Origin of the sequence: Magnetovibrio blakemorei (assembly GCF_001746755.1) — a bacterium.
GTDB classification, from domain to species: domain Bacteria; phylum Pseudomonadota; class Alphaproteobacteria; order Rhodospirillales; family Magnetovibrionaceae; genus Magnetovibrio; species Magnetovibrio blakemorei.
The window spans coordinates 41,981-57,729 of record NZ_MCGG01000072.1 but is presented as its reverse complement, the minus strand read 5'-3'; the positions used below and the strand labels follow the sequence as shown (position 1 = coordinate 57,729).

Sequence of the window (15,749 nt, the reverse complement as noted above, 5' to 3'; positions counted from 1 at the left end):
TAGGGTCAGAACTCATTAACCTTTCAGTGATTCAATAGCTTGAAGCTCAAAAAGGAGATTTTCAGGCTATGAAGTGCAATTTCTGGCTCTCTGACGAACAATTTTCACTGATTGAACCGCATTTACCTTACCGTGCCGCCGGCAAGCGTCGCAAGGATGATCGGCGCATTATCAGTGGTATCATTCATGTTCTGCAATCCGGTTGCCGTTGGCAGGATTGTCCGCCGGAATACGGACCATCGACGACGGTTTACAACCGTTATAACCGCTGGTCGCAGAAAGGGATCTGGCAGTACATGTTTGCGGAACTGACGGCAGCCCTGTCGGGAACACCAGAACAAATCTCCATCGACGCCTCTCATGTCAAAGCCCACCGTTGCGCTGGCGGCGGAAAAGGGGGGCTTCTGCTCAGGCCATCGGTCGCACAAAAGGAGGTCGCAACACCAAGGTTCATGCCATAAGCGACGAGCAATGCCGCCCTCTGGCCTTTTACCTGACACCTGGTCACGTCCACGATATCAAGGGCGCTGTCATGCTCGGCGCATCACTGCCAAACACCCGATACCTGCTCGCCGATAAAGCCTATGACGCCGATCATTGGAGGGACTACCTGAAATCCCAACGTATCCTGCCGGTGATCCCAAACAAGTCCAACAGAAAGCAGCCGCACCCGTTCAACAAGGCCCGATACAAAGGACGCAACGTCATTGAGAGAATGTTTGGCCGTCTTAAGGACTTCCGTCGCATTGCCACGCGATACGACAAGAATGCTGAAAACTTTCTCGCTGCACTATGCCTCGCAGCACTCATTTGCTACTGGATTTGAATGAGTCTGGACCCTAAATTGTGTCCACAGCTTTTCCACATAAAGATGCACAATTTGATTAGAAAGACAGAAAGCAGCATTGAATCTTTATCCGGGATTCGCAAGAGGTTATTTGCTAATTAAAGGGCATAAATCATTGTTTTTGAATCTCTTTTTGAATCCAACCTCTTAGGCTAGATAATATCAGAAATATGAATTTGGAATACTTAGTACTTACGGTTTATTGCACCTATCTTTAGCAAAGGACTCGTTATGGATGTGGGTTCTGACGGGGAATCGGCACACTTTATACTCCTGCCCCTTAACCCGATTTCAACTCCCGCCATCGCACACTGACTTTTTTGCACCATTAAGGACGCCGCTTAGATGACGGATGGGCTTGAATTATTGAATGATAAGCCGCGCCGGTCTTGGGCGGAAAGTGCCCGTGCGTTTTTGCACCCAAAGGTTTTGGCGCTGTTATTTTTGGGCTTTTCGGCGGGGGTTCCGCTGTATTTGGTGTTTTCCACGCTTTCCGTGTGGCTGCGCGAGGCGGGCATCGAGCGCGCCACCATCGGCTTTTTCAGCTGGGCGGCGCTGGCTTACGGTTTTAAGTTTGTGTGGTCGCCGCTGATCGACCGCCTTCCGGTGCCGGTGTTGGCCCGGTGGTTGGGGCGCAGACGGGCGTGGTTGTTGGTGGCGCAGGCGGGCATCATCGGGGCGCTGAGCTTTATGGCGTTGACCGACCCGTCCGGTTCCGAGACCCATTTGGTGGCCATGGCGCTGGGCGCGGTGGGGCTGGCATTTTGTTCTGCCACCCAAGACATCGTTATTGATGCTTACCGCATCGAAAGCGCCGACGAAGATCTGCAAGGTTTGATGTCGGCCACATACATTGCCGGCTATCGATTGGGCATGCTTGTGGCGGGCGCGGGGGCGTTGGAGCTGGCGGGGTTCCTGGACCACGTTCAAGGCTATGACTACGCGGCGTGGCGGGGGACCTATTTCGCCATGGCGGGTGTGATGGGCATCGGCATCCTCACCACGTTTGTCATTTCAGAGCCGCCCTACGTCAAACCCTTGGGCGTGGTGATGGACAAGGGCGAAGATTATCTGCGCTTCATCGTCTTGTTTGGATTGGTTGCGGCGGCCTTCGCCGGGGGCTTTATCGTGATGCCCGATGTGTCCGCAGGGCTAACGGAGCCGTTGGGCGAAGCGTTGGCCGGGTTTGTCTCCGGCGCCTTGCGTCTCAGCGGCGCGTTGGCCGCAGCGGTGGTGGCGGGTGTGGCACTGGTGCAGCTGGGATTGGTCGCCAAGGATATGGCGTATGAAACTTACGTTGCCCCGTTTGCCGATTTTTTCACCCGTTATGGCCGCACCGCGTTGGTCATTTTGGCGCTGATCATGACGTACCGCATTTCCGACATTGTCATGGGTGTCATGGCAAACGTGTTTTATTTGGATTTGGGTTTCGACAAGGAACAGATCGGCCTCATCTCCAAGGGCTTTGGCTTGGGGGCCACCATTGTCGGCGGTTTCATCGGCGGGCTGGTGACGGTGCGCTACGGCGTGATGAAGACCATGTGGATGGGCGGCATTTTGGTGGTGGCGTCCAACGCGTTGTTCGCGGTCATGGTCGGGGTCAGCCCGCACATCTGGGTGTTGATGGCGGTGATCAGCGCTGACAATTTATCGGGCGGCATTTCGTCGGCGGCGTTCGTGGCTTACCTGTCAGGTCTGACGTCAAAAAGCTTCACCGCCACTCAATATGCGTTGTTCAGTTCCCTGATGATGTTGCTGCCCAAATTGATTGCGGGCTATTCCGGGGTTGCCGTGGATGCGTTTGGTTATGTGGCGTTTTTCATCGGCACCGCGTTGATGGGGCTGGTGCCGCTGGTGCTGATCTTGGTGGTGGCGTGGAAAGGCCGTGCCGCGTTGCAACGCTAAAATCGGTCTAAAAAACTAGACGCCCCCGATAATCCGTGGCATATAGCCATTTGTGCGCTGCAGCATACATGCAGCCTGCCTTCGAAATCCCCTCAGAACCCACCAGAAGAGCGGCATAAAATCATGGACATCACAAAGCTTTCCATCGGCGAAAACGCCCCCGACGAATTCAACGTAATCATCGAAGTGCCCATGGGCGGCAACCCGGTGAAATACGAAATGGACAAAGAATCTGGCGCCATGTTTGTCGACCGCTTTTTGCACACCGCCATGCATTATCCGTGTAATTACGGCTTTATCCCCCACACGCTTTCTGACGATGGCGACCCCGTTGACGCCGCCGTGCTGGGTCAGCACACGGTTGCCCCGGGCACCGTCATTCCGTCGCGCCCCATCGGTGTGTTGATCATGGAAGACGAAAGCGGCATCGATGAAAAGATTCTCTGCGTGCCGGTGCACCGCTTGCACCCTTATTATGAAAACGTTGAATCTTATACCGACGTGCGCCCCATCTTGGTCGAACAAATCGCCCACTTTTTTGCCCACTACAAAGATTTGGAAGAAGGCAAATGGGTGAAGGTGACGGGCTGGGAAGGCCCCGAGCGCGCCAAAGCTTTGATTGTTGAAGGCATTGAGCGCGCCAAAGCCGAAAAATAGCGCGTGTTCTCGATCTGCTAAAAAGGCGGTACCTTGTGGGGCCGCCTTTTTTTTGGGGTCCATTTTTTTGGCCGTTTCTCGTCAAGGCTTGCTAAACTTCCCAAAACCAATCGGGAGTTTTTCGCCTATGACCAAATCCACCCTGCGCCGTCTTTTGATCTCCACCTCCTTTATGGCTGTGTTGCCCGCGTTGTCGGCTCTGCCCGGTCCCGCCTTGGCTGATAGTCGCTATACAGCGTGGACGCCGCCAACGGCGGGAACGCAGGCCCAAACGGAGGGCTTGTTGAAAGACCTTAAAGCCCTGGTGGATGAGGCCGAAAAGGCCCGTGCTGCGGATGGCGTGTTTTTGCGTGACTTGCGCGATTTGATGGCGCGGTATTCGGTCACCGGTGCGGCGACCCCGCAAACCATGCAAATCCTGATCGACGATTTTTCCGATGGCGACATCACCCGCAACCCCACCTGGACGATCCAATCGGGTGAATTCTGGGTCCAGCAGGGCTACGGCTTGCGCTCTAAAATGAGCGAAACCGCAGCGGCTCAACCGGAACCGCAAAAAGTCTCCAAGGAACAACTGGCCCTGTCGATCTTGGGTGCGGTGCTGCAAGGGCGGAACAAAAACACCAACGATACGGCTCCGGCGACCACCACGACCAACGCGGAACCCGCCGCCCCCGCCGTGCTCAGCGCCGGGGCCCGTGTCTCCAACGCCTTTGCGTTGACCTCCACTTTTTCGTCATGGACAGGAATGGGCAGCTTTGCTTACGGCGTCGCGCAAGGCACCTCGGGGGCTGGATACCGGGTGGTCTACGGCCCCAAACAAACCGCCCGCGCCGCAACCTTGCAGTTGGTGCGCTTCACCAGCCGCGGTGAAAGCACGCTCGACAGCGCCTCCATCACCGAACTGGAAGATCAGAAAAACCATAGCTTGGAATGGATGCGCGATAAGTACGGCCAGATGCAGGTAAACCTGGACGGCAAAAAAATCCTCAGCTCCCGCGATACCTCCTTCCGCGATCCGTTCGACGCCGTCACCCTGCACAACTCAGGCGCCGACGTTATCGTGCAAAAAATCGAAGTCACAGGAACAAACTAAACCTAAGCGCAGGGCGCTTAACCTCGGTTGTTTATGTGGGGTCTGGTGTGGGGTGGTGAGGCCGGAACTTACGGCTTCACGCCCAGCGCCATCATGATGAAGTACAATCCGGCGGCCAGGGCGGCGGCGAGCGGGACCGTGATGATCCACGCGGCGGCGATGGTCCAGGCGTGTTGGCGGCGCACCAGCATGCGGTTGCGGGCTTTTTGTTCCGAATGAATTTTGGGCATATGTTGCAATTCGGGGGTCGCATTTTCGACCGCGTGCAGGCCTTCGGTGGTGCCGACGGCCATCGCCGCGATGGCGCTCAAGCGGTTGCGTTTGGTTTCGCGGTGCGCCAGGTACTCGCGCAAGAATCCAACCCCGAACACGCCGCCCACCGCAATATGGGTCGAGCTGACAGGCAGACCCAGGGCCGACGCTATGATCACCGTTATGGCCGCAGACAGGGCCACGCAAAAGGCCCGAACCGGGTTGAGCTTGGTGATTTCCTGACCGACGGTTTTGATCAAGCGCGGGCCGAACAGCATCAAGCCGATGGAAATGCCCACCGCGCCCACCAGCATCACCCACAAAGGAATGCCCGCCTTGGTGACGATTTGACCGCTGTCGGCAGCCGACACGATCGCCGCCAATGGGCCCACCGCGTTGGCCACATCGTTGGCCCCATGGGCAAACGACAACAGGGCTGCGGAAATGATCAGCGGCATGACGAACAACGCGTTGACCGACTTGCGGCGATTTTCCATATTTTTAGAGCGCACCCGAACGCGCGCGCGCGACGCAAACCAGGCTAAGGCATAAACCACCACGCCAGCGATGACGATTTCGGTCCAGCTGGATTTATAAAGATGCTTGATGCCTTTGTTCATGATGTACATGGTGAACGCGCCCGCCATGACCGCCACCACCAACGGCACCCACTTTTCAGCCGCTTTGATTTTATCGACTTTGTGCAGCACGTTGACTTTCAAGAAATACAAAAACGCCGCCGCGATGATGCCGCCCATCAATGGCGAAATCACCCAGCTGGCAGCGATCTTGCTCATGGTCGGCCAGTTGACAGCGCCAAATCCCGTGGCGGCGATGCCTGCACCCATCACGCCACCGACGATGGCATGGGTGGTGGATACGGGTGCGCCCAAATAGGTCGCCAGATTCAACCACAAGGCCGCCGCCAACAGGGCCGCCATCATGGACGTCATAAAGGTTGCGGCGTCGGGCATCAGACTGGGATCGATGATGCCGCTTTTGATGGTCGAGACCACGTCGCCGCCCGCAATCAACGCACCGCCCGCTTCAAAAATGGCGGCAATGATGATGGCGCCTGTCAGCGTCAGCGCCTTGGAGCCCACCGCCGGACCGACGTTGTTGGCGACGTCGTTGGCCCCGATGTTCATGGCCATGTAGCCGCCAATGACGGCTGCCGCGACCACAAACGGGCTCACCACCAGACCTTGGCCGGTTAACCCTTGGGTCGAGGTGAAAATCCACACCGCGACCAAAAACAAAACGGACAATCCGATGCGCGCAAACACCTGTCCTTGAACCAAAGCCGCAGTTTCGACCTTGGTGATTTTTTTGAGATCTTTGTCGAGGGTGGTTTTGTGTTTAGACGGATGGGGCGTCGATGCTGCTGCCGATGAAGATGTCGGAGCCGCTGAAGGTGTCGTGTCGTTTGTGGGCGTGTTTGATGGGGGCGTGTCGGTCATAATCAAAAATTTCCCTCAACAGGCACCGTTCACGCGCCCAAAATAATGACCTGCCAAGCGGCAGGAATGTCCCGATTTGTAACAAATATATGACACGGAGACCAGCGGGAATCGTAAGCCTGAAATGAGGCCTTAAAATATACAATGCTGACTATGTAAAGTGAGGCTCAATCGGCGTCAGAATCGGTCAGCGGAACGGCTTCAAGTCCATCCATGCTCACAGTATTTTTCTTGGTCCAATAGTCCTTAACCCCGTCGGGTCCAAGCTTGTCCCAGTGATCGACCAACTGGTTGCGCTGCGCTTCAAAACGGTACAGCGGAACGGTCATGCCGCAGCTGTCTTGGGTCTTGTCCACATTGATAACGATGATCTGACGGGTGCCGGGGAAGTCTGGAAAAAGCGGTGCAAACTGGGGCCAATCGGTATCATGGCGGGTTACGACGCGGCCTTGACCGAACAAACGCACAATCCTTGGGCCCCCTTCGAAGGCACAAAACATCACTGTGATGCGACCATTTTGACGCAGATGCGCCGAGGTCTCATTGGCGCTTCCGGTCAGGTCCAGATAGGCGACGCGATTGGGTCCGAGGATGGTAAAACTGTCCATGCCCTTGGGTGACAGGTTGACCCGACCCGCATCGGGCGCGCTGGCGACGAAATAGATTTTCTGCTGAACGATCCACGCTTGTTGGGAGTCCGTCAGAGCGTCATAAAAAGTAGCCACGTCAAATCCTCTAACCTCAAAAGGACCAAGATTAAATTGCGTCGTGCGCCGCCAGAGCGGCCAAGTTGACCAGATCGGACACGGTCGCGCTCATGTGGGCAATTTGCACCGGCTTGGAAAGACCCAACAACAATGGACCGATGACCGTGCCGCCGCCCAACTGTTGAACCAGGCCGGACGCGATGCTGGCGGAATTGAGCCCTGGCAGAACCAGCACATTGGCCGCCGCCGACAACCGTGTGAACGGATACACGCGGCGTTGCAGTTCGTAATTGAGCGCCACATCGGCGGCCATTTCGCCTTCATATTCAAACGTCACCTTGCTGTCGTCGAGAATCTGCATCGCTTCGCGCACCACGCGGGTGCGTTCCGGCATGGGATTGCCGAAATTGGCGAAGGACAGCAACGCCACGCGCGGTTCTTGACCCAACTGGCGGACCTTGGCTGCGGCTTGAATGGCGGTGTCGGCCAACTGTTGGGCATCGGGCATGACGTTGACGGCGGTGTCGGATAAAAACACCGTGCGTCCTTGAGCCACCAGCAATGTCAAACCGACCACCGACTGATCAACACTGGGTTCGATGATTTGCTTAATTTCGCTTAACGCGGCGTGGTAGTTGCGGGTCAACCCCGTCACCATGGCGTCGGCATCGCCTTGGGCCACCATGCATGCGGCAAAGGTGTTGCGGTTTTGGTTGACCATGCGCTGACAATCGCGAAACAGTTTGCCGTGACGTTGCAAGCGGTCGTAGACGTCACTGACGTAGCGTTCCGTCGCGTCGGACAGTTTGGCGTTGGTGATGGTGACGCCATCCAGCTTGGGCAGACCCAGTTCGCGTAACTTTTCCAGAACCTGGTTTTCGCGACCCACCAAGACGGGAAAACCATAGCCAGCATTGTAAAAGGCAACGGCGGCGCGGATGGATTTTTCCTCTTCGCCCTCGGCAAACACCACGCGCCTAGGGTTCAGATGAATCTCTTCGAAAATGGCTTGCAAGGACGGCTGGGTGGGGTCCAGGCGAGCGGACAGTTCGTTACGATAAGCATCCATGTCGATGATCGGGCGCAGCGCCACACCGGAATCCATGGCGGCATAAGCAACGGCGGGTGGTACGGTGGTGATCAGGCGCGGATCAAACGGTGCGGGAATAATGTATTCCGGGCCATAGCGGAGATGCAGACCCGCATAGGCCATATCGACTTCATCGGGAACGTCTTCGCGGGCCAACGATGCAATGGCGTGGGCGGCGGCCATTTTCATTTCTTCATTGATGGTGGTGGCGCGCACGTCCAAGGCTCCACGGAAGATGTAGGGAAAACCCAACACATTGTTCACCTGGTTGGGATAATCCGATCGCCCGGTGGCGATGATGGCGTTGGGCCGCACCGACTTGGCTTCTTCGGGGGTGATTTCCGGATCCGGGTTGGCCATGGCGAAAATGATCGGGTTGTCGGACATGCCTTCGACCATTTTGGCCGTCAAGGCGCCCTTGACCGACAGACCCAAAAAGACGTCTGCGCCCTTTAGCGCTTCTTCCAAGGTGCGGGCATCTGTGGCGGCGGCGTGCGCTGCTTTCCACTGGTTCATGCCGACTTCTCGGCCTTGGAAAATGACTCCCTTGGAATCGCACATGATGGTGTTCTCAGAACGAACGCCTAAGCATTGCACCAATTCAATACACGCAATGGCCGCTGCGCCCGCGCCGTTGACGACGATTTTCAGATCCTTCATGTCGCGCCCGGTTAAATCGCATGCGTTGATGAGGCCGGCGGCTGTGATGATGGCGGTGCCGTGCTGGTCGTCGTGAAACACCGGAATGTCCATCAGCTCGCGCAGTTGTTGTTCGATGATGAAGCAATCGGGTGCGGCAATGTCTTCCAGATTGATGCCGCCAAAGGTCGGCCCCAGCAATTTGACGCAGTTGATGAATTCGTCAACGTCGCGGGTGTCGACTTCCAGATCGATGCCGTCGATGTCGGCGAAGCGCTTAAACAACACGGCCTTGCCTTCCATGACGGGCTTGGACGCTTGGGCCCCCAAATCGCCCAGGCCCAAAACGGCGGTGCCGTTGGAAATGATCGCCACCAAGTTGCCTTTGGCGGTGTAGTCATAGGCCAGTTGCGGGTCGCGCTGGATTTCACGACACGGCGCGGCGACACCGGGGCTGTAAGCCAAGGCCAGGTCATGTTGGGTGGTGAGCGGCTTGGTTGGATGAATTTCAAATTTACCGGGCCGACCACGGGCGTGCATGATCAAGGATTCTTTGTCGATGGAGCTCATGGTGTCGTCGTTCATGGGGTCGCTCATGGTGCGGGGGCTTTCAAGGAGAAGTTCGGTAGGGCTCAGGGAAAAGTTTGGGTTATACGGTGCGTTCGGTCACATGGACGTTGCTGCCATCGCTTTGCTGTAAGGTCAAAAGGGCTTCGGCTTCTTGTGAAAAATCATTGCAGCGGACCCACAAGATCAAGCCGCCTGCCGCCAAGGCATTGGCGAAATCGGCGCTGTCGGGGGTGGAGGTGACTTCGTCCAAAACCTCTTTGGCGGCAACGCCTGCGGTGGCCGCACCGATGATGCTGGCGATCAGCGCCGCGGTCGGTCCACCCGCCAGCAAAATTGCCCCGGCTGCAACCAGCGGCCCTTCGTATTTGATTTCACCCACCATCGCGGTCAAGACGTCTTTCCACGGTTTGCCGGGTTCGCCTGCGACTTCCAGGGATTCATGGCCGTCCAGAACCGAAAGATCGGGGCGTTCAAAGCCGGCCTTCAACAGTCGTTCAACGGCGTTCTCAAAAGTTGGGCGGTCTTTGAACACGCCGACGGCTTCGCGGACGATTTCAGATGTTTGGTTCACAGGTGGCCTCCAGGCAGATCGGGTATTTATGTAAAATCTTGACTATGTTAGGCCCCTTCGGGCCTCACGCCAAGTTGCTTTGGTGATTGTCTTTCCCATTGCCCCTTGGGATGATGTGTTGATCTTCGGGGCTCGGCTTGGGTAAGGTGTGGCTTCTTTTAACGCCGGATTTCGATAAAGCCAAGATGAGCCAGCTCTCGCCTCCACCCGCGCCTGAAGATCCATCCTCGGTCACGCCGATGATGGCGCAATTTTTGACGATTAAACAAGACCATCCCGACGCGCTGCTGTTTTACCGCATGGGCGATTTTTACGAGATGTTTTTTTCGGACGCCGAACAAGCCTCGCGCGCGCTGGACATCACTCTGACCAAACGCGGCAAGCACAACGGTGACGATATCCCCATGTGTGGGGTTCCGGTGCACGCCCACGAACAATATCTGTCCAAGCTGATCCGCAAGGGCTTTCGCGTCGCCGTGTGCGAACAAACCGAAGACCCGGCAGAAGCCAAAAAGCGCGGTGCCAAGTCGGTGGTAAAGCGCGCCGTGGTGCGGGTGGTAACGCCGGGCACCATCACCGAAGATTCGCTGCTGGACGCGCGGTCCAACAATTATCTGGCCGCCATCGCCGAGGCCCAGGGCGAATTGGGGCTGGCGTGGATCGATGTGTCCACCGGGCAGTTTTTCACCCAAAGCTCATCACCCGAACACATCGGCGCGCAGTTGGCGCGGCTCAACCCGGGCGAAGTTCTGCATCCGGACAGTTTGCTGAACCGCGACGCCTATCTGCATGTGTTGGATGACTGGCGCGATGCGTTGACGCCGCAACCGGCATCGCGATTCGACAGCACCAACGGCGCAAAACGCTTGCAGGCCGTTTTCCATGTGGCGACCTTGGATGCCTTTGGCGGGTTCAGCCGCGCCGAAGTGGCGGCGGCGGGCGGCTTGCTGGATTATGTGGAGCTGACGCAAAAAGGCAAACTGCCGCGCATATCGCCGCCGGTGCGGATCTCGGCGGGCGGGGTGATGGAAATCGACGCCGCGACCCGGCGCAATCTGGAGCTGTCGCAAACCTTAACCGGGGCGCGCAAGGGGTCGCTGTTGGCGGCCATCGATTTGACCATAACGGGGGCCGGGGCGCGCTTGTTGAGTGACCGCTTGGCAGCGCCGTTGACCGATGTCGCTTTAATTGAAAATCGCTTTTGCGATGTGCAGTTTTGTTTGACGCAAACGCGTCTGCGCGAAGATGTGCGCGCCCAGCTGGCGCACAGCCCCGATTTGGAACGCGCGCTCTCGCGCCTGACCTTGGGCCGGGGGGGACCGCGGGATTTGGCCGCCGTGCAAACCGGCTTGGCATTGACGGCGGTCGTGCGCGATCTTTTTGGGGCCAAAGACATTCCCCAGGGCCTCACCAAAAGCTTGGACGAATTGGGTGCACACGGCGCTTTGGTGGGGGCGCTGGGAACCGCGTTGGCCGATGAATTGCCGATCCAGGCGCGCGACGGTGGCTTTATCCGTCCCGGCTATCGCCCCGACCTGGATGAATTGCGCATGATGCGCGACGAAAGCCGCCGCTTGATCGCGGGCTTGCAGGGCGATTATCAAAAACATACCGGGCTTGCCGCGCTGAAGGTGAAGCACAACAACGTGCTGGGCTACTTCATCGAAGTCTCCGCCAAGCACGCCGACAAGCTGATGGGCGCGGAAGGGCCGTACATTCACCGCCAGACCATGGCCAACGTTGTACGGTTTTCCACCGTTGAGCTGTCGGAGCTGGAAAGCAAGATTGCCCGCGCCGCGGACGGGGGCGTGGTGCTGGAACTGGAAATCTTCGACCAGTTGTGTGCTCAGGTCATTGCGGATGGCGACGCCATTGCCTTGGCGGCCCGCGCCTTGGCCCAATTGGACGTGGCCATGGGGTTGGCGGAATTGGCCCAGCGCCGCCGCCTCACCCGGCCCATTGTGGACGACAGTGTCGATTTTGAAATCATCCAAGGCCGTCATCCGGTGGTCGAAGCGGCGCTGGAAGCGGGTGCAGGCGAAAAGTTCGTCGCCAACGATTGCCGTCAAGACGACGACCTGGGCCGCTTGTGGTTGCTGACCGGGCCCAACATGGCGGGTAAATCGACCTTTTTGCGGCAAAACGCGCTGATCGCCGTGTTGGCGCAGATGGGCTCCTTCGTGCCCGCAGAACGCGCCCGCATCGGCGTTGTCGATCGGTTGTTTTCACGCGTGGGCGCGGCCGACGATTTGGCTCGTGGACGCTCCACGTTCATGGTGGAAATGGTTGAAACCGCAGCCATCTTGAATCAAGCGGGACCGCGCGCGTTGGTGATTTTGGACGAAATCGGGCGCGGCACCTCGACCTTCGACGGCCTGTCCATCGCCTGGGCGGTGATCGAACACCTGCACGAAGTGAACACGTGTCGGGCGTTGTTCGCCACCCACTATCACGAACTCACCGCTCTGCAAGCCAAGCTGTCGGGGCTTTCGTGCCATGCCATGAAGGTCAAAGAATGGCAGGGCGAAGTGGTGTTTTTGCACGAAGTCGGCGCAGGGGCTGCGGACCGCTCCTACGGCATTCATGTGGGCAAGCTGGCGGGTCTTCCCGCCGCCGTGGTGGCGCGCGCCGAACAGATTTTGAAATCCCTGGAAGCGGGGGAGCAATCGAGCACCGTCACCAAACTGGCCGACGACTTGCCGCTGTTTTCCCACGCGCCAGCGCAATCAGCCACACCCGCATCCGGCCCGCGCAAAGCTTCCGAAGTCGAAGTGGCGGTGAAAAACGTGTTGCCCGACGAAATGACGCCGCGTGAAGCGTTGGATTTTCTTTATCGCCTGAAAACCCTCAGCCCTGATGACTGATCTCACACAGCCGTTCTAAATCCGCCGGCAGATGCTCGGGGCATTGCCCGCACAGCATGTTGGCGGGTACGGCCAAATCCATCTTTTTGGGATACGCCAAATCCAACTCGGTCATGATTTTGGTGAAGGCCTCAACATCGGTGCCGTCTTTGAGGCGCGGATTGCGGGTGCGTTCTTGGGCGACGGTGGATACAAAGCGGCCGTGATAATCATGACCGGGATAGATCAAGGTGTCGTCTGCAAGTGTGAATAGCTTGCTGTGAATGGAACGGTAAAGGTCCGTTGAGGAGCCGCCCTGAAAATCGGTGCGGCCGCATCCGTCGATCAGCAAGCAATCCCCGCTGAGCACCGCCGACGTGTTTCCGGCGTCAAAGTGGTAACAATGGTGGTGGTCGGTGTGGCCGGGGGTGAACAGGGCGTCGATTGTCAAATAGCCGACTTCGATGGGCGCTTTGTCGGTGACCTGCACATCGGCGCAGGCGACGCCCGCCGCTTGGGGCACGGCAATCAAACAGCCGGTCAGGCTTTTGAGTTTTAACGCGGACGTTAAGTGGTCGGCGTGGATGTGGGTGTCCAAGGTGAGCGCCAGCTCCAGGCCAAGCTCTTGCACCACGTCCAAATCGCGGGAAAAGGTTTCCAGAACCGGGTCAATCAGCACCGCCTTGCGGGTCTCTTCACAGCCCAAAAGATATGTGTAGGTGGACGATTGTGGCTCAAACAATTGACGAAACAGCACGGTTCAAAATCCTCAGTGTGGGGGTGGGTTGACCAGCGTGTCTTCGTCGCCATCGCGCCAAGGGGGGCGTTTGTCCATCACCTGGGCAAACGCGGCGCTGCTGATAAAAGCGTTGAGCCAGCCTTGTACGTGTACATATGGGGTGTGAAAAAACCATTCCCAGTCCGGCAAGGCAAATTGGCGCACGAACGGGGCGATGGCCATGTCGGTGAGGCGTGGGTGGAGGCCGCCTAAAAAAGGTTGCGCAGTGAGGCGTTGGTCGAGGCCCAACACAAACGCTTCGCCCAAGCTGCGGTGTTCTAAGGGATCACTGTTGTCATAGCGGGTGGCGTATTTGTAGCGATCCAGATGAAATTTAAAATCCGTATCGCACGCTCGGATCAGGTCGTCGTCTCGGTGGTCTCGCCAACCCAGCGGATCATGTTCGGTCAAAGCCCAGGCCATTATGTCGAGGCTTTCGTCAATCACTTCGCCGCTGGGAAGGTGTAACACCGGCACCGTGCCCTTGGGCGACAGGGTCAACATGGTCTGGGGCTTGTTCGCCAGCACCACTTCACGCAGCACATAAGGCATGCCGCTGGCCCAGAGTCCTAAGCGTGCGCGCATGGCAAACGGGCAGCGGCGAAAGCTGTATAAAACAGGCAAGGCTTGAGTCGAGGTGGTCATGATTCTTCATCGACACGGTCTTTGGGCTTGTCTTTGGCCAGTTGAGGATAGGCTTGGCGGAGCGCGGCAAAGTCCGGATAAGCGCACAAATCCTGGAACAGCTTGACGATGCCCTCAATGGAGGGCCCAACACGGGCACCCATGGCAACCCGCAAGGTGGTGTGTTTTAAGTCACCGGAAAAGCCCATCTCGAAGCGGTGGCCGCGAAAGCCAAAGCTTGAGCCGGGAACGAAGCTCAGCTTGCGGGCTCTCGCTTCAAATTCCAACATAGTGCGCATAAACGCTCGGGCGTCGTTTTCGTCGCCTCGGTAGCGCACCGTGACAAAGGGGGCCTGTGCCCAGTCCAGAGCGCGCGACGGTCCCAGACACGGGTGGGAAATTTCCGCGATCAGGCCTTTATTGGCTTTGACGGTGTGCGCCAGGGCCTGGGCGAAACGGCGGTTGTTGGCGAACACGTGTTCAGTGTGTTGAACAAGGCTGGGCTGGTCGAGAAAAAAAGGCACGGTGAGCGCGGCGTATTCGTCTTGCGACACGCCCACGCCCAAAGTTGTGCGGGTGATTTTGAAGCGCTCTTCGATGCGCTCCAGACGCTTTGTGTCGTTGGGGGTGTCGGGCAGCCACACGTGTACCAAGCCAACATTGGCGAACTCCAAACCCTGTTGGTCCAGTTTCAGGCCGGAGCGCATAATGATGACCATGGCGGGCGGGTCGGCGCGCAACGATTGACACAATTTTTCAACCGGAAACACCGGACCGCTGAGCGAGGCATCGATGACGATGGTGCAAGGTCGTTTGACCTTGCGCCGCTGCCACGCAGCGATGAAGGCGTCCAAATCAAAAACGGCCAGGGATATGTCTGCGGCGACGGGTTCGATCAACACCAGATCGGCGCTGCCCTGTTCAACGACCCGGCAGAGATCGTGTTGCTTGGCATGTTTACGGCCGTGGAAAAAATCATCACAGACCAATTGCAGCAATTTGATGATTTCAAAATAGCCGCCAAACCAATGCAGCGATAAAGGCCCCGGCGGGCGCTTCCACATTTTGTGGGTTTGGCTGCGATACATTTGCAAGGTGGCGCTCAGCGCGGCCATGCCGTTGGCGAACACGATGGCGCGCCCGCTCCAACCTCGGGGTGCCGGGCGCTGGGCGTTGAGACGTTCTTCCAGCACGCGCGGTTTGATCCAGCGGTCATAGGGGTAACCGATGCGTTCGCCCACCGGCAAAAGCTTGCGTTGCCCCTGGGGTGGCGTCATCAAATAGGACCCCGACTGGGCGTAGGCGTACTGTAACCAGCGATTGCGCAAATTTAAGGCGAGGACGTCCAGGGCGCGGTCGCCTTCAGGCGTTTCCAGGGTGGGGCTGCTCGCCAAGGTGTTGGCTTGGGCGAACCAATCGCGCAAAAAGGCTTCGTCACCCCCAGCAGAATGCACGGCGGTTTGGAGGCGTCTCGCCAGAGCTTTCAGATGATTGCATTCGCTCAAGCCGGGGGTGTTGGACATAACGAGCCTAAAAGGGATGTACAAAAAACAAGTGAGGTTACATTAGAACCAAAAGCGCGCCCTGAAACAAGTCGAGTTGGACGGGAAAGCTCCACTTTAAGAAATGCCGCTCGTTTCACGGGCGCAATTCCTATATACCCCAAAGACTCAATCTATCCTTTTGTTGAGACGAGCACACAGGAAACAC

The 15,749-nt window shown here is 57.6% G+C and carries 12 protein-coding genes; 5 read left to right on the top strand and 7 right to left on the bottom strand.

The features are described 5' to 3' along the window. Window positions 1-68: 68 nt before the first annotated feature. From BEN30_RS18085 to BEN30_RS16025, 4 genes are all read left to right on the top strand, one after another. Window positions 69-826, top strand: a protein-coding gene (locus BEN30_RS18085) for an IS5 family transposase (RefSeq protein ID WP_211563440.1) whose coding sequence is annotated in 2 segments (ribosomal slippage) — window positions 69-402 and window positions 402-826 — 759 coding nt in all. Because the reading frame shifts where the segments join, the coding sequence is not laid out codon by codon here. A 366-nt stretch (window positions 827-1,192) separates the two neighbouring features. Then, the gene (locus BEN30_RS16035; protein ID WP_069959326.1) at window positions 1,193-2,752 is read left to right on the top strand and encodes an AmpG family muropeptide MFS transporter; all 1,560 of its coding nucleotides are present in this window, start codon (window positions 1,193-1,195) and stop codon (window positions 2,750-2,752) included. Window positions 2,753-2,875: 123 nt separating this feature from the next. After that, a complete protein-coding gene (gene ppa, locus BEN30_RS16030; RefSeq protein WP_069959325.1) occupies window positions 2,876-3,409 on the top strand; it encodes an inorganic diphosphatase in 534 nt (177 codons plus the stop codon). Window positions 3,410-3,536: 127 nt separating this feature from the next. Further along, the gene (locus BEN30_RS16025; protein ID WP_069959324.1) at window positions 3,537-4,505 is read left to right on the top strand and encodes a hypothetical protein; all 969 of its coding nucleotides are present in this window, start codon (window positions 3,537-3,539) and stop codon (window positions 4,503-4,505) included. A 68-nt stretch (window positions 4,506-4,573) separates the two neighbouring features. Here BEN30_RS16025 and BEN30_RS16020 read toward each other — a convergent pair whose 3' ends face one another. The 4 genes from BEN30_RS16020 to BEN30_RS16005 all read right to left on the bottom strand — a co-directional run bounded on the left by BEN30_RS16020 (window position 4,574) and on the right by BEN30_RS16005 (window position 9,794). Next, a complete protein-coding gene (locus BEN30_RS16020) occupies window positions 4,574-6,217 on the bottom strand; it encodes an inorganic phosphate transporter (RefSeq protein ID WP_084005647.1) in 1,644 nt (547 codons plus the stop codon). A 167-nt stretch (window positions 6,218-6,384) separates the two neighbouring features. Next, window positions 6,385-6,942 (bottom strand): pyridoxamine 5'-phosphate oxidase family protein, encoded by a 558-nt coding sequence (locus BEN30_RS16015; protein ID WP_069959323.1) that lies wholly within the window; start codon window positions 6,940-6,942, stop codon window positions 6,385-6,387. Window positions 6,943-6,973: 31 nt separating this feature from the next. Then, window positions 6,974-9,238 carry an NADP-dependent malic enzyme gene (locus BEN30_RS16010; protein WP_069959335.1) on the bottom strand — a complete coding sequence of 755 codons (2,265 nt, stop codon included), beginning with the start codon at window positions 9,236-9,238 and terminating at the stop codon, window positions 6,974-6,976. 64 nt (window positions 9,239-9,302) lie between these two features. Beyond that, complete coding sequence (locus tag BEN30_RS16005) at window positions 9,303-9,794, bottom strand: hypothetical protein (RefSeq protein ID WP_069959322.1); 492 nt, start codon at window positions 9,792-9,794, stop codon at window positions 9,303-9,305. 185 nt (window positions 9,795-9,979) lie between these two features. Here BEN30_RS16005 and mutS point away from each other — a divergent pair, with 185 nt between their 5' ends. Next, window positions 9,980-12,658 (top strand): DNA mismatch repair protein MutS, encoded by a 2,679-nt coding sequence (gene mutS, locus BEN30_RS16000; RefSeq protein WP_069959321.1) that lies wholly within the window; start codon window positions 9,980-9,982, stop codon window positions 12,656-12,658. Here mutS and BEN30_RS15995 read toward each other — a convergent pair. From BEN30_RS15995 to BEN30_RS15985, 3 genes are read right to left on the bottom strand one after another with little or no spacing between them, the layout of a single operon-like run. Further along, window positions 12,642-13,394, bottom strand: a complete 753-nt coding sequence (locus BEN30_RS15995; RefSeq protein ID WP_069959320.1) for an MBL fold metallo-hydrolase — start codon at window positions 13,392-13,394, stop codon at window positions 12,642-12,644. The two genes, mutS and BEN30_RS15995, sit on opposite strands and share 17 nt — an antisense overlap. A 12-nt stretch (window positions 13,395-13,406) precedes the next feature. After that, window positions 13,407-14,060 (bottom strand): glutathione S-transferase, encoded by a 654-nt coding sequence (locus BEN30_RS15990; RefSeq protein WP_069959319.1) that lies wholly within the window; start codon window positions 14,058-14,060, stop codon window positions 13,407-13,409. Next, the gene (locus BEN30_RS15985) at window positions 14,057-15,562 is read right to left on the bottom strand and encodes a hypothetical protein (protein WP_069959318.1); all 1,506 of its coding nucleotides are present in this window, start codon (window positions 15,560-15,562) and stop codon (window positions 14,057-14,059) included. The genes BEN30_RS15990 and BEN30_RS15985 overlap by 4 nt, the downstream gene beginning before the upstream one ends. Window positions 15,563-15,749: the final 187 nt, after the last annotated feature.